The organism is Abyssibacter profundi, from assembly GCF_003151135.1.
Lineage (GTDB): Bacteria > Pseudomonadota > Gammaproteobacteria > Nevskiales > OUC007 > Abyssibacter > Abyssibacter profundi.
The window spans coordinates 134,310-147,568 of the sequence record NZ_QEQK01000008.1; the positions used below are offsets into that span (position 1 = coordinate 134,310).

The following is a 13,259-nucleotide window of genomic DNA, read 5'->3' on the forward strand; positions in this document are numbered from 1 at the left end:
TCCGTCGCCACAGCGGCTGATCGTTCATACTGATTGGATGCAGGAGGGGCTCAACACACGCATTGGTTTCGGCACCATCACGTTTCCCGTGATCGCCGTCTGGCTCGCCATGACCGCGGCACTGCTGCGCGGCCATGTCGCCGACTATCGCTTTGCGCAGACCCGGCTCGGCGCCATCACCCCCGGTCTGATCTACGAGAGCGCGCAAAGCGGACCGGACCGTATTGAAACCACCGAGCTGGCCCGGCTCGCTGAGGGGCTGGTGGGCATTCGCCATCTGACGCTACTGGACCCGCGAGAGCAGCGTCTGGGCCATTGGGCCGCAGCTGAGCCCGACGCGGTCCCAGGTTTGGTCGGCGGCTTGCTTCGACTGATGGGTGCGACGGCACCAGCTGGCAGTGTTCGGCGTGTCGTGGCGCCCGAGGCTGACGCCGGAGAGCCCTTCTTGCTCGAAATCGGCCTGGCCGCACCCATTGCGGACCCGCAGTTTGTCCAGCGTTTTCGTCAGTTGCTGGGCCTGTCCACCGGAATAGGCCTCATTGCACTGGCTGTACTCATCCTGGTCAGGGTTCGGCTCAGCCGTCCGGCGCATGAATTGGAATTGGCGCTGCGCCGGTTGGTCCGCGGTGAAGATGCCCACGAAATCACCCGGCTGCCGCCCCCCTATGCCGATGCCGCCGGCTCTATCCGTCTGCTGAGCGAGCGACTGCGATACAGCCGGGACCACCTGCGCACCCATGTGCTGCAAGCCACCGACAAACTCCATGCTGACCTGAACCGCCTGCGGCGCCGGGTACGCGAGGTCGAGACCGAACGCGACAGTGCCGTCACGCTGGCCGACTCGCGCCGCGAGCTGTTATCGGGGCTGTCGCATGAACTGCGCACGCCGCTAATCGCGATCCTGGGCCAAACCGACCTCATCCTGCGCCAGCAGCCGGACGCGGCCACTACCGAGTCCATGCTGCAGATCAAGCGATCGGTTCAGTCGCTGCTGACCCTGATCAATGACTGGCTGGAGTGGGGTCGCATCGAAGCCGGCAAGCTCACGCTCAATGAGGTGGCGTTCAACCTGCTGGACACCGTCGAAGACACCATCAACCTGCTCGCGCCGCTGGCCTATGAAAAAGACCTGGAACTGGTCCACATCATCTACCACGACGTGCCACGTCGGCTGCGCGGTGACGCAGCGCGGATTCAACAGGTGCTCACCAATCTGCTGTCCAATGCGATCAAATTCACACAGCACGGCGAGGTGGTCCTGCGGGTCATGAGCCGCGAAGACCTGGGTGACGATGTTGTCCTGGGTTTTCAGGTCAGCGACACCGGTATCGGCATCCCGGAAGCACAGCAGCAGCGCTTGTTCCATGCGTTTAACCGGGCTGATCACGGCGACGCCGCCGTTCAGCCGGGCACCGGCCTTGGACTGAGCATCTCGCGGCAAATCGTGCGCATGATGGACGGTCAAATCGAGTTCGACAGCACGGAGGGCCAGGGGTCGCGCTTCGAGGCGGTGATGCGTATTGGCAAGCAGAGTCGGCGGCCCGACCAACCCTTGGCCTGGACCGGCCTGAAACATCGACAGGTCTGGTTGCTGGACCGACATGCAACCGCGCGTCTCGCATTGCGCCACTGCCTGGAGTACTGGAACACCGAACTAACGGAGTTTGATGATCCCGCGCTGGCCTCTGCACAACTCCGCAGTACGCGTCGCCCGCCTGATCTGATCCTGGTCGGGGTCACCGCGGCACAGGTCACCGATGGCTGGCTCCATGCCCTGCTGCAGGAGGGTCATCGCCGCCACGCCCCGGTGGTCGTGCTGGTCACCAGCATCGACCATCAAATCCTGGCCCGCCTCAGAGACCTGGGCGCCAATGCCGCGTTACCCAAGACCGTGGATCGCGAATCGCTGTATCGCGAGCTGATCGGCGCCCTGGAATACAGCGCAGAACCTCAGCGCAGACCGCTGGAAGGCGTTAGCTGTCTGGTCGTGGAAAACAACGTCACCAATCGACGCCTGATCGTGCGTAGCCTGCAAGACAATGGCGCGCAGGTCCTGGAGGCAACAGACGGCGACACCGGCCTGGAAATGGCACAGCAACACACGCCGAGTGTGGTGTTGCTCGACCACCGGATGCCGGGGCGTGATGGTGTCGACACGGCCCGTGCACTCCGGGCCCTGGATGGCGGCAAGGGATTCCTGATTATCGGCCTGAGCGCCAGCGTCTCGCCCGAGCTTCGTGAGCGCTGGGAACAGGCGGGTGCCGACAGCGTGCTGGAGAAAAGCGCAGAGGACCGGGTTCTGATTCGCCATATGCTCCGTTTAACCGAACAGTCGACGTCGGGAGAACTGGAGCTCACCGCAGACCCGGAACTCCGCGACATGCTGCTCGAAGAACTGCCCTTGCAGCTCGACGCCATTCAGCAGGCCTGGCAGCGCAAGAACACCCGTGAGGTCTACGACGCGGTGCATCAGCTGCACGGCACCGCTGCGTTTTACAAGCTCCACTCGTTACGCGAAATCTCGCGCCGGCTGGAAGCGCGTCTGGCGGCGTTGGAAGACAGCGACGCGCTCGGCGAGCTCGACCCGCTACGCAGCACCCTGTCTTCGCAGGTCGACGCCTATTTGCTCAAGCTGCAACAGTCGCGCCCCAATCCGGTCTAGCTGCGGGCGGCGACCATGCGCTGCTTCATCTCGGCCACGGCGGCCGGCAATCCGATGAACAAGGCGCGGGCGATCAGGAAGTGGCCGATGTTCAGTTCCACGATCTCGCCAATGGCCGCGATGGGTCCGACGTTGTCCAGATGCAGACCATGGCCGGCGTGGACCTCCAGCCCCTCGCGGCTGGCTTGCTGCGCGAAGGCGCAAATATCAGCCGCCAGGGCGTCCATTTGCTCCGGGTGGTCGGCATATTCGCCCGTGTGAATTTCGATGGCAGGTGCGCCGACAGCCAGCGCCGCTTCAAGCTGGCGCGCGTCGGGATCGATGAACAGCGACACCCGCACCCCGGCGTCGGCCAAGCGCTTGACCGCCGCCTGCACCCGCGCTTGCTGCCCGGCCACATCCAGGCCGCCTTCCGTCGTCAACTCTTCGCGACGCTCCGGGACTAGGCAGCAATGCGGCGGTGCCACAGCGACTGCAAAATCGAGCATGTCATCGGCCAGCGACATTTCCAGGTTTAATGGAATGGTCAACTGCTGCGCCAGGGATTGAACGTCGCGCTCCTGAATATGGCGACGATCCTCGCGCAAATGCACCGTCACGCCATCTGCCCCCGCATGGGCCGCCAGCAGACCGGCCTCGGCCGGGTCTGGATACAGCGTGCAGCGGGCCTGGCGGATGGTTGCAACGTGATCGACGTTTACGCCCAGGCGAATCGGAGGATGGCTCATGACAGGCAGGCGGCTGGAACCGCGCAGTGGACTCGCTGCGCATCATAGTGACGTCGCCACGAAATTGCGCTGCTCATCGATGGCGGAGGACAGCTGCAGTCGCGCGGGTTACCGGCCCAGACGGCGCAACCCCTGCAGCAGGCGTGGCGCTTCCAGAGGGCGTGTCCCCAGATGCGGGGCCAAGGCCGCGCGCATCACACGCCGAATATCGGCACGGGCCTCCTGTCCGCTCCAGTCATCCGCAACCCAGGCCAGCAAATTCGCCCCCGTGCTGCCCTGCCCAGCCGCGTCGGTGGTTTCGAGGCCGCCATCCGGCCCCGGAAGATAGCGTTGACTGGCGACCAGAGGTTGTCCACGCGCGTCACAGTCACGCGCAAACCCATAGCCGAGCACATGGAGTAATTGGTACTCGAAATTACGCAGCGCGGGTTCGCGTGTCATGCCGTCGTCCAGCGCGTCCAGACACCGCCAATAGGCCGGATAAATCGCCGGATGCGGATCATCGCGCGCCAACAGGCGCAGCAGTAGCTCGTTGACGTAAAGGGCGCAGATGGCCGCCTCGCCCTGTAACGCGACCCGACGGCGCGGCTCCGCGGACGTCAGCGTGTGGAGCTCTCCGCGGCCAACCCAGGCCAGTTCGTACTCATGCAGTGGCTCAAGCCGCGCATGGCGGCCTCCGCGGCGCGCGCCCTTGGCGACCAGTCCGACCCGACCCGCTTCTGCGGTCAGACATTCCAGGACAAGACTGGTCTCGCGGTAGGGGCGACGGTGCAACACCACCCCAAAATCCTCACGGCGCCGCCCTGCCACGTGCGCTTACTGGGCGTCAGGCAGGTCGTAACCCAGCGACGCCAATGCGCGCTCATCATCGGCCCAGCCGCGCTTGACCCGGCACCAGAGCTGCAGATGCAGCCCCTGCCCCAGCTCGGCCTGCAACGCCCGACGCGCCTCGCTGCCCACCTGCTTGAGGCGCGCACCTTTTTTGCCGATGACGATGCCCTTGTGGCTGTCGCGTGCCACCCAGATCACCGCGCTGACGTGGCGACGCCCGTCATCCATGGGCTCGTCGGCCTCAATCTCGACGGTAATGGCGTAGGGCAGCTCCTGCTCCAAGGACATGAAGAGCTTTTCGCGGATGATCTCCGCCATCCGGAAATGCTCACCGCGATCGGTGACCCGATCGGTCTCGTAAAGAAAAGGCGACTCCGGCAGCGTCCGACGCAGCTCCTCAAGCAACGACTCCAGGTTGCTCCCACGTGTTGCCGATATCGGCACCACGAATTCCACCGGACGACGCTGGCTGAGTTCAGCGATGAACGGCATCAGCTCTGTCTTCGCCTTGACGAGGTCGACCTTGGTCACGATCAGACCCACTGGCGTGCGTAGGCCCCGCAGACGCTCCAACACCTCGGCATCTTCATCGGTCCAGCGTCCTGACTGCACCAGCCAGAGCACGCAGTCGGCATCACGCACCGAGTCCGTCGCGGTCTGATTGAGCATGCGGTTCATTGCAGACTTGCCGCCGACATGAATGCCCGGGGTGTCGACAAAAATCATCTGGACCGCTTCTTCCGTCCGAATGCCCAGAATGCGGTGGCGGGTGGTTTGCGGCTTGGGCGTCGTGATGCTGACACGCGCGCCCACCAAGGCGTTGATCAGGGTGGACTTCCCCACGTTGGGCCGGCCCACCACGGCAATGAATCCGGCTCGGGTCTGGCTCATGGCTTGGTCACCAGATTAAAAACGAACTCCAGGCAGGCGCGGGCCGCATCCTGCTCGGCCTTGCGTCGACTGCTGCCCTGCCCCTCGAAGATCTGATCCGTATCGGCCAGTCGACAGGTCGCCCGCATATGCTGTTTGTGCTGCTCACCGGTCACCTCGATGATCTCGTAGGCGGGCAGCGGCCGACCCTCGCGTTGCAGGGCCTCCTGCAAACGGGTCTTGGCGTCCTTGAGGGACTCGGCATCCGGCAGATCGTCCAGGCGCGCGGCAAACAGCCGACGCACCATGGTCGCAGCCGCGTCAAACCCTTGGTCTAGGTACACCGCACCGAGCAATGCCTCGACCGCGTCAGCCAGTATCGACCCGCGGCGATGCCCGCCGGTGGCCTTCTCGCCAAGCCCAAGACTCATCCAGTCGCCGAGCCCCAGCTCGCGGCCGATTTCTGCGAGGGTGGAACCACGGACCAGCGCTGCGCGAATCCGCGACAAATCGCCCTCATCGGACTCGGGCTGACGCTGATAGAGCTCGGCGGCGATGACAAAGTTCAGCAGTCCATCGCCAAGGAATTCCAGCCGCTCGTTGTGTTGACGGCCCGCACTGCGATGCCGCAGGGCTTGTTCCAGCAGCGACTCGTTGTTGAACTGATAGCCAATGGCGCGCTGAAGCGCGGCCAATGTCGGTGTCACGAGGTCTTGACCCTCACGGCGTCCTTGAACTGGATCACCAACGACAGATTCGCGAACAATGCCACGCGAACCTCGTAGTCATAGGAAATGACGCGGGTGTTGTCCTCGCGCTGAATCTTGATGTCCTTGGTCTTGAGCTGCGTGACATCATCGACGTCAAAGCGGCGCTGCAAGGCGCGACGAATCTCGAAGGGCGATGCATTGGCGTAGCTGGAATCGTCCGCAACGTCATTGACCGCCGTCTGAATCTCCAGGTGCGCAAGATAAATGGGCGTGCACTTAATCGTGACCAGCGCGACGAAACCGATCACGCCGAACACGAACAGCATGCCCCAAAGTCCCATCCCCTTTTGTCGATTCGGTCCGTTCATCAACTGCTCCATTGTTCGGCTGTCCTACCCCAAGGTGTCTTTGAGGTGGGTTTAGTGAATCACCGTGCCGATGCGCGACAGCGCGGGTCGATTGCGCTCCCCGTCCCAGCTCATCCAGATGAGCATGGCCTTGCCAACCAGATTGCGTTCCGGCACAGGCCCCCAGCGACGGCTGTCATCTGAACCGTCGCGGTTGTCACCCATGGCGAAATAGTGCCCCTCAGGCACGGTGTAACGGAAGTCTTTCGCCGGCGATCGCGGATTGACCAGAATGCCGTGTTCCAGCTCACCCAGCGTTTCCTGGTATTCGGTGGCGTAGCGATGGCGCGGGTTGGCGCTTTGGTACAAACCGACAGGCTCGATATCCACCGGCTGCCCATTCACGCTCAGCACCTTGCCGTGATAGACGATCTCATCGCCCGGCAAGCCGACAATGCGTTTGATGAAATCCTTGCTGGGGTCTTCCGGATAGCGGAAGACCACGACATCGCCCCGCTCCGGCAAGCCCAGCGGCAGGACCTTGGTATGAAATACGGGCAGCCGCAGTCCGTAGCTGAACTTGTTCACCAGAATGAAATCGCCCACGTGCAGCGTGGGAATCATGGAGCCGGAGGGAATACGGAAGGGCTCGGCAACAAAAGACCGTAGCAGCAGCACGATCAGAATGACCGGAAAAAAAGACCGGGAGATGTCCACGACGCTGGTCGGCTTGGCATCTGCGGAACGCGACTTCGCCCAGAACATGACATCCAGCAGATAGATCACACCGGTGACTATCGCAAGAATGAGCAGGATCGCGGCGAAATCCAGATGCACGTCGTCTTGGAACATATACAGACCTTAATCGTCGCTGGTACTGAGCATGGTCAGGAAGGCTTCCTGCGGGATTTCGACCTTGCCGAACTGCTTCATGCGTTTCTTGCCGGCCTTCTGCTTCTCCAGCAGCTTCCGCTTGCGCGACACATCGCCGCCGTAACACTTGGCCGTCACGTTCTTGCGCAGCGCCTTAACCGTGGCGCGCGCCAGAATCTTCGAACCGATCGCCGCCTGAATGGCAACATCAAACATCTGACGCGGAATGATTTCTGACAGCCGCTCGGTGTAATCACGACCGCGGTTATAGGCCATATCACGATGAACAATGCTGGATAGCGCATCCACTCGCTCGGAGTTGATCAGCACATCCAGCCGCACCAGTGCAGCCGGTTCAAAGCGGGCGAACTCGTATTCGAAGGACGCGTAGCCGCGTGACACGGACTTCAATCGATCGAAGAAGTCGACTACGACCTCGGCCATCGGGAGTTCAAACGCCATGGTGACCTGACGGCCGTGATAGGTCATGCGCTTTTGCACGCCACGCTTTTCGATGCACAGCTGCATCACAGCCCCGATGTATTCCTGCGGCAGCAGAATTCGGGCGTCGATGACGGGCTCCTCAATCCGGTCGATCTCCCCCGGATCCGGCAGATCGGCTGGGTTATCGATTTCCAGCACCTCGCCATCCGCCAGAATGACGCGATACACCACGGTTGGCGCCGTGGTGATGAGATCAATGTTGTACTCGCGTTCCAGCCGCTCCTGCACGATCTCCATGTGCAACATGCCCAGGAAACCACACCGGAATCCGAAGCCCAGGGCACCCGAGTTCTCGGGCTCGAACTGCAGCGAGGCGTCATTGAGGCTGAGCTTGTCCAGCGCCTCACGCATGTCTTCGAAATCATCCGAGCTGATCGGAAACAACCCGGCAAAAACCCGGGGCTGCATCCGCTTGAAGCCCGGCAGGCGGTCGGCGCAGGGCCGGTTGGCCAGCGTCAGGGTGTCCCCCACCGGGGCACCATGAATCTCCTTGATCCCGGCAACGAGGTAGCCGACCTCGCCACACTCCAGACGCGGGCGCTCGGTGCGCTTAGGCGAGAAGGTGCCAACGGCATCGACTTGGAAGTCGCGCCCCGTGGACATCACCCGAATCTTGTCGCCCTTGCCCACGCTGCCGTGGACGACGCGAATCAGCGACACGACGCCCAGGTAGTTGTCGAACCACGAATCGATGATGAGCGCCTGCAGCTCGCCATCGGGATCGCCATCTGGCGGCGGCACACGCTCGACCAGGGCATTCAAAGCCTCCTGAATGCCGATGCCCGACTTGGCGCTGGTCCGGATGGCATTCTGGGCCTCCAGTCCGATCACGTCCTCGATCTCGGCCGCCACCCGCTCGGGCTCCGCGGCCGGCAGGTCGATCTTGTTCAACACCGGCACGATTTCGAGATCCTGCTCGATGGCCGTGTAGGTATTGGCCACCGTTTGGGCTTCCACGCCCTGGGAGGCGTCCACCACCAGCAAGGCTCCCTCACAAGCTGCCAGCGACCGGGAAACCTCGTAGGAAAAATCCACGTGCCCGGGCGTGTCGATGAAGTTCAGTTGGTAGGTCTCACCATCGCTGGCAACAAAATCCAACCGCACCGCCTGCGATTTAATGGTGATACCGCGCTCGCGCTCGATATCCATGGAGTCGAGCACCTGCTCGGCCATTTCGCGGTCCGTCAGTCCTCCGCAAACCTGAATGAACCGGTCGGCCAGCGTGGACTTGCCATGGTCGATATGGGCGATGATCGAGAAATTGCGAATGCGGGACTGCATGAAGGGCGTTTGGCGCACAAAGCGCGCGAGTATACCGGCTATGGTTGAGCTGCGGCGGGACGATCGTCCCCCATGAGCCATGCCCGGACGCGCTCGGCATCCAGCCGATGCATGCAGAGCACCTGTCCGTCCGGCGCCGTCAGGACCGGGACGTCCTGTCCATAGCGACGGACCCAATCCTGGCGGCTGTCCACATCGCGGTGTTCCAGCTCAATCTGTTCACCAAATGCGGCATCCAGGGCGTCGTCCATGGCATGGCAAAGCCCACAGCCCGCCCGCGTGTATTGGATGAGTTTTGCCACGATCAGCCCGGCACATCCAATGCTAGAAACAGCGCTGAGCCTCGACGATGGATGAGCAGCGGCACCGATTCCTGGCCGCGAGACGCCAGGAGGACCTCGCGAAACGCCGCTCGGCTGTCCACTGGCTGTTGCCCCACGGACATCACGACATCGCCAGGCATGAGCCCGGCCAGCGCAGATGCACTCCCCGGACGGACCTCGGTCACCAGCACCCCGCCCTCGCCCACACCCAGCTGCGCCCGCTGCGTGTGCGTCAAATTGCTGATACTCACGCCCAACTCGAACGCCGCCGGCCGGGCCCGTTGATCGGATGGGCTCGGTGCCAGACTGGCACGCTCATCGGTTTCCAGCGCACCGATGCGTACCGAGATTTTCATGCGTTCGCCATCACGCAGCACGCGCAGCGGAATACGCTCGCCGGGCTCGGCCCGCCCCACCATGTGCGGCAGTGACCGCGAGGTTCCGACCTCGCGCTTTCCGAACTGAAGAATGACATCGCCGACCTGCAGGCCTGCCTCGGCGGCCGGGCTGTTGGGCACCACGCGGGACACCAGTGCGCCCTCCGGGCGACGCATGCCAAAGGAGCGAGCCAGGGCCCTGTCGACCTCTTGAACCACCACGCCCAGCCAGCCGCGCACCACAATGCCGGTGCGGCGGAGCTGATTGGCCACGCGCATGGCATCGTCTACCGGAATGGCGAAGGAAACGCCCTGGTAACCGCCCGAATCCGAATAGATCTGGGAGTTCACCCCGACAACCTCACCATCCAGATTGAACAGCGGCCCCCCGCTGTTACCGGGGTTGATCGCAACATCGGTCTGAATGAAGGGAACATATTGTTCGGTCGCCAGGCTCCGATTCTTTGCCGACACAATTCCGGCGGTCACCGAATAGTCGAAACCAAAGGGCGAACCAATCGCCAGCACCCATTCCCCGACTTTGAGATCGTCCGCCGAACCGATGTCCGCGGTGGGCAAACCCTCTGCGTCGATCTTGATCAGGGCCAAGTCGCTGCGCTGATCCGTCCCGACGAGCCGCGCCACCAGCTGCCGCCGATCCGATAATCGGACAACGATCTCATCGGCACCCGCCACCACGTGATAGTTGGTGAGGATGAATCCGTCCTCGGAAATGATGAACCCCGATCCGAGCGATTGGGCGCCCGGTTGCGGTGCTTGATCCTGCCCCGGGTCCAGCCCGAAGAAGCGCTCGAACCAGCTGTCGTTGCGACGCGATTCCCCATCCACAAGAACCGCGGCGGTACTGATATTGACCACCACGGGACTCAAATCGCCAACCAGCCCGGTGAAATCCGGCAAGCCGCGCGTGCAGGCCGCCAGCAGCAGCAAGGCCGGCGCCAGGCAGATCAAGCGCCAGTGTTTCGTTGTTTTTGCGTTCATAGCCCCGATGGGTCGGACGAGCACTGCCCGGAAGTCTCTCCGTTTGCGCGCCGCAACACAACGGGACGGTATCGCAGACCGTGATCCTGTTGATGTGTCCTGCGCGCAACCCAGCCAAAGCCCGCGATGAGCCCTAGCACTCCGGCAAAAATCGTCGCGACTTCTCCCAGCCCCAGCACCAGATGCGCCACCAGCGCGAAACCCAGCATGGCGACCAGGGGCCCCACGTAAACCAGCAGCGAGGCGCCGATCAACGCGTCGTCATCCAGTCCGATCACCACCTGGTCACCTGCAACAAACTCGGCGTTGTCAGGATTTGCGGCACGAACAGTGGGTTGTTGCCGGCGTTCGGTCAGGCGACCCAGCACGCCGCCGCCGCATCCACGCCCCTCGGCACAACGCGCGCAACCAGCCCGCCCGGGCGTGGTGACGACCACGCCATCGACGTCACTGGTCACGACGACCGCCCGCTCTTCAATCACGGGGTGGGAGTCGTCCGGCTCAAGCTATTCCCGATCTGCTCAACCGTTCTGGCCGGCACTTCACCGACGACGGCAACGTGAAACTCGTCAACCATGCGGCCATAGGCATGAACGGCCCCGATACTGGATACGCCGCGAAACACCTTTGCGGGCAGCTTGCTCTCGGCCGCGAAGACGGACACGGTCGCCAGGCCATCGGTGAGCAGGATGTGGGTGACCGGGGTTTGGGCACCGGGGAAGACACGGGTGCTCTGGCCAACCACCCGAAATCCGGGCGGCAAGGACTCGACCATCCAGTGCGATAAGTCGTCTTCGAGCCGCAGCGTCGGCTCCGGTCCTCCATGACGGATTTCGCGGAAACCCTCGGTGTCGATCGCCGGCTCCAGCGCCTGATCAAGAATGGTTTCCGGATAGCCCACGGAGGTGAACAGGAATTGTTCCAGGGCGTCGCCCTGACCGTCTAGCAAGGCGATGCGCAGTGGCACGCCCGTGAGCACGTCGATACAGAGTTGATAGCCGAAACGGAACTCGTCACGCGGGCTGAGTGCAACACCCTGACAGGCGCGGTCCGCCACCCGGTCCACCACCCCACGCGAGAACTCGTAGTGCAAACGCAAGGTCTCGAGATCAACCGTGGAGACCTTGGGCAGCAATGCACTCTGTCCCCGCTCATCCACCATGACGACCCGCTCGCGCGGTAGCAGGCAGCGCACCTCTCCATCACTGCGAACGATCTCACGGGCATCACCCGTCAGGGAAATGAGGCGTTCATCCTCCTGCCCATTGGAGAATCGATGGATGACGCGCATGGTCTCGAGCTGCTCACCCGTGCGATAGACGACCACACCTTCGTAGTTCTGGGTGCGAACGGCTTCCGACATCTTGGCGAGCCAATCCTGGGCGCTACGGTCAGCGGCCTGGCTCGATCCAACAACTGAACTCGCGGCCACTGCAACCGCGATCGTGAGGCGTTGCAGCATGTGACAGTCAGTCTTCGGAAACGGGGCTTTCCTCGCCCGGCTCGCCATTTGCGCTGGCAACACGCACGTACCCCAAGGTACCGCCGACACCCGGCCCGGCGCGATAACGGCTGTGATTAATCAGATAACCATTGAGCTGTTGAGCGGCATCGGGTGCCATCTGCGACCAGCGGACCGTCGCCGCAGCCGGTGTGGGCTGCGCCAGTGGGCTGACCACCTGTCGCCCCGTGGTCTGTACCGCTGGCTGGATGCCTCGATCCTTCGCCGCCAGGGTGGCCTGAGCTGGGACGACGTCACGCGCCACCAATACGGGCGCGTCCTCTTCGGTCGGGATGGTCAACGCGGCAATGGTGGCCAGCGACGCCACCGCAACAGATGCCGCCACCGCCCAGCCGGTGGTCTGCTTGGACAGCCAGCCGCGTCGACGTTGCCGCGCAGCCGCCAGCGAGGTCACCGTCGCCGAGTCGGCGGGTGCCATCTCATCCTGCTCGATGGCCGCCATCACTCGGGCGGCGAATTCGCCATCTGCCAGCGGGCTGCCGGCGCGTGCCCGCATGGCATCGCCGATCAGGTGGTAACGCGACCAGGTGTCACGCGCGGTATCGGACGCCTCGACCTGACGAATCGCGTCGTCCAGGTCATCACAGGCACCATCGATACATGCGGAAAGTGTTTCGTTAGTCATATCGGCGATTAGCTCCACCCTTGGGCACTAGTCGAGCAGGGGTCGTACACGTTCGTCAATGGCAGCACGCGCGCGGAAGATGCGAGAGCGAACAGTTCCCACAGGGCATTCCATGGCCTGTGCGATCTCCTCATAACTCATACCCTCCAGCTCCCGCAGCACAATTGCGGTCTTCAAATCAGGTGGCAAATCGTCCATGGCGGCTGCCACCGTGTCCCGAATTTCATCGGTGAGTGCCACCCCCTCCGGTGTGGACACGTCGCTTAGATGCTCGGTATGCCCGTATTGTTCCGCGTCTGCGACATCAATGTCCTGGGACGCCGGGCGGCGGCTACGCGCCACCAGATGATTCTTGGCCGTGTTAACCGCAATCCGGTACAGCCAGGTATAGAACGCACTCTTGCCCTGGAAGTTCCGCAAGGCGCGATACGCTTTGATAAAGGATTCCTGCGCCACATCCAAGGCGTCGGCATCGGAGACGTAACGAGACACCAGCTGGACGACTTTGTGCTGATACCGCCGAACGAGCATGTCGAAGGCGGCAGAGTTCCCAGCCTGGGCGCGCGCTACCAGAATCTCGTCTGTTAAGTCTTCGCCCATTCAG

The 13,259-nt window shown here is 62.9% G+C and carries 14 protein-coding genes; 1 reads left to right on the forward strand and 13 read right to left on the reverse strand.

Going from position 1 to position 13,259, the window contains the following annotated elements:
- The first annotated feature begins 37 nt into the window (after nt 1-37).
- Nucleotides 38-2,662 carry a hybrid sensor histidine kinase/response regulator gene (locus tag DEH80_RS10585; protein ID WP_165831419.1) on the forward strand — a complete coding sequence of 875 codons (2,625 nt, stop codon included), beginning with the start codon at nt 38-40 and terminating at the stop codon, nt 2,660-2,662.
- Here the strand turns inward: DEH80_RS10585 and DEH80_RS10590 are convergent.
- From DEH80_RS10590 to rpoE, 13 genes are all read right to left on the reverse strand, one after another.
- On the reverse strand, nt 2,659-3,390 hold the full coding sequence (locus DEH80_RS10590; RefSeq protein WP_109720464.1) for a pyridoxine 5'-phosphate synthase: 732 nt from the start codon (nt 3,388-3,390) through the stop codon (nt 2,659-2,661). The genes DEH80_RS10585 and DEH80_RS10590 overlap by 4 nt on opposite strands.
- Before the next feature lie 108 nt (nt 3,391-3,498).
- Complete coding sequence (recO, locus tag DEH80_RS10595; RefSeq protein WP_165831420.1) at nt 3,499-4,170, reverse strand: DNA repair protein RecO; 672 nt, start codon at nt 4,168-4,170, stop codon at nt 3,499-3,501.
- A gap of 36 nt (nt 4,171-4,206) precedes the next feature.
- Nucleotides 4,207-5,112: a GTPase Era gene (era, locus tag DEH80_RS10600; protein ID WP_109720466.1), complete on the reverse strand. Its 906-nt coding sequence runs from the start codon at nt 5,110-5,112 to the stop codon at nt 4,207-4,209.
- Nucleotides 5,109-5,798, reverse strand: a complete 690-nt coding sequence (gene rnc, locus DEH80_RS10605; protein WP_109720467.1) for a ribonuclease III — start codon at nt 5,796-5,798, stop codon at nt 5,109-5,111. Before rnc ends, era begins: the two co-directional genes overlap by 4 nt.
- The gene (locus tag DEH80_RS10610) at nt 5,795-6,169 is read right to left on the reverse strand and encodes a DUF4845 domain-containing protein (RefSeq protein WP_165831421.1); all 375 of its coding nucleotides are present in this window, start codon (nt 6,167-6,169) and stop codon (nt 5,795-5,797) included. The genes rnc and DEH80_RS10610 overlap by 4 nt, the downstream gene beginning before the upstream one ends.
- Nucleotides 6,170-6,220: 51 nt before the next feature.
- Nucleotides 6,221-7,000: a signal peptidase I gene (gene lepB, locus DEH80_RS10615; protein WP_109720469.1), complete on the reverse strand. Its 780-nt coding sequence runs from the start codon at nt 6,998-7,000 to the stop codon at nt 6,221-6,223.
- Between the two features lie 9 nt (nt 7,001-7,009).
- Nucleotides 7,010-8,806, reverse strand: coding sequence for a translation elongation factor 4 (gene lepA / locus DEH80_RS10620; RefSeq protein ID WP_109720470.1), 1,797 nt, complete (start codon nt 8,804-8,806; stop codon nt 7,010-7,012).
- 38 nt (nt 8,807-8,844) lie between these two features.
- Nucleotides 8,845-9,108: a glutaredoxin family protein gene (locus DEH80_RS10625; protein WP_133249207.1), complete on the reverse strand. Its 264-nt coding sequence runs from the start codon at nt 9,106-9,108 to the stop codon at nt 8,845-8,847.
- A 2-nt stretch (nt 9,109-9,110) separates the two neighbouring features.
- Nucleotides 9,111-10,508 carry a DegQ family serine endoprotease gene (locus DEH80_RS10630; protein WP_109720472.1) on the reverse strand — a complete coding sequence of 466 codons (1,398 nt, stop codon included), beginning with the start codon at nt 10,506-10,508 and terminating at the stop codon, nt 9,111-9,113.
- Entirely contained in the window at nt 10,505-10,990 is a 486-nt protein-coding gene (locus tag DEH80_RS10635; RefSeq protein WP_109720473.1) for a SoxR reducing system RseC family protein, read from the reverse strand. The genes DEH80_RS10630 and DEH80_RS10635 overlap by 4 nt, the downstream gene beginning before the upstream one ends.
- Nucleotides 10,987-11,970, reverse strand: coding sequence for a MucB/RseB C-terminal domain-containing protein (locus DEH80_RS10640; RefSeq protein ID WP_165831422.1), 984 nt, complete (start codon nt 11,968-11,970; stop codon nt 10,987-10,989). The genes DEH80_RS10635 and DEH80_RS10640 overlap by 4 nt, the downstream gene beginning before the upstream one ends.
- Before the next feature lie 7 nt (nt 11,971-11,977).
- Nucleotides 11,978-12,655 (reverse strand): sigma-E factor negative regulatory protein, encoded by a 678-nt coding sequence (locus DEH80_RS10645; protein ID WP_109720475.1) that lies wholly within the window; start codon nt 12,653-12,655, stop codon nt 11,978-11,980.
- 27 nt (nt 12,656-12,682) lie between these two features.
- A complete protein-coding gene (rpoE, locus tag DEH80_RS10650) occupies nt 12,683-13,255 on the reverse strand; it encodes an RNA polymerase sigma factor RpoE (protein WP_109720476.1) in 573 nt (190 codons plus the stop codon).
- Between the last annotated feature and the right edge of the window lie 4 nt (nt 13,256-13,259).

Coding starts and splice junctions, on each gene's coding strand:
- rpoE (WP_109720476.1), bottom strand. CDS start 13,255: ATGGGCGAAGACTTAACAGACGAGATTCTGGTAGCGCGCGCCCAGGCT.
- DEH80_RS10610 (WP_165831421.1), bottom strand. CDS start 6,169: ATGAACGGACCGAATCGACAAAAGGGGATGGGACTTTGGGGCATGCTG.
- DEH80_RS10640 (WP_165831422.1), bottom strand. CDS start 11,970: ATGCTGCAACGCCTCACGATCGCGGTTGCAGTGGCCGCGAGTTCAGTT.
- lepB (WP_109720469.1), bottom strand. CDS start 7,000: ATGTTCCAAGACGACGTGCATCTGGATTTCGCCGCGATCCTGCTCATT.
- era (WP_109720466.1), bottom strand. CDS start 5,112: ATGAGCCAGACCCGAGCCGGATTCATTGCCGTGGTGGGCCGGCCCAAC.
- DEH80_RS10645 (WP_109720475.1), bottom strand. CDS start 12,655: ATGACTAACGAAACACTTTCCGCATGTATCGATGGTGCCTGTGATGAC.
- DEH80_RS10630 (WP_109720472.1), bottom strand. CDS start 10,508: ATGAACGCAAAAACAACGAAACACTGGCGCTTGATCTGCCTGGCGCCG.
- DEH80_RS10585 (WP_165831419.1), top strand. CDS start 38: ATGCAGGAGGGGCTCAACACACGCATTGGTTTCGGCACCATCACGTTT.
- DEH80_RS10590 (WP_109720464.1), bottom strand. CDS start 3,390: ATGAGCCATCCTCCGATTCGCCTGGGCGTAAACGTCGATCACGTTGCA.
- lepA (WP_109720470.1), bottom strand. CDS start 8,806: ATGCAGTCCCGCATTCGCAATTTCTCGATCATCGCCCATATCGACCAT.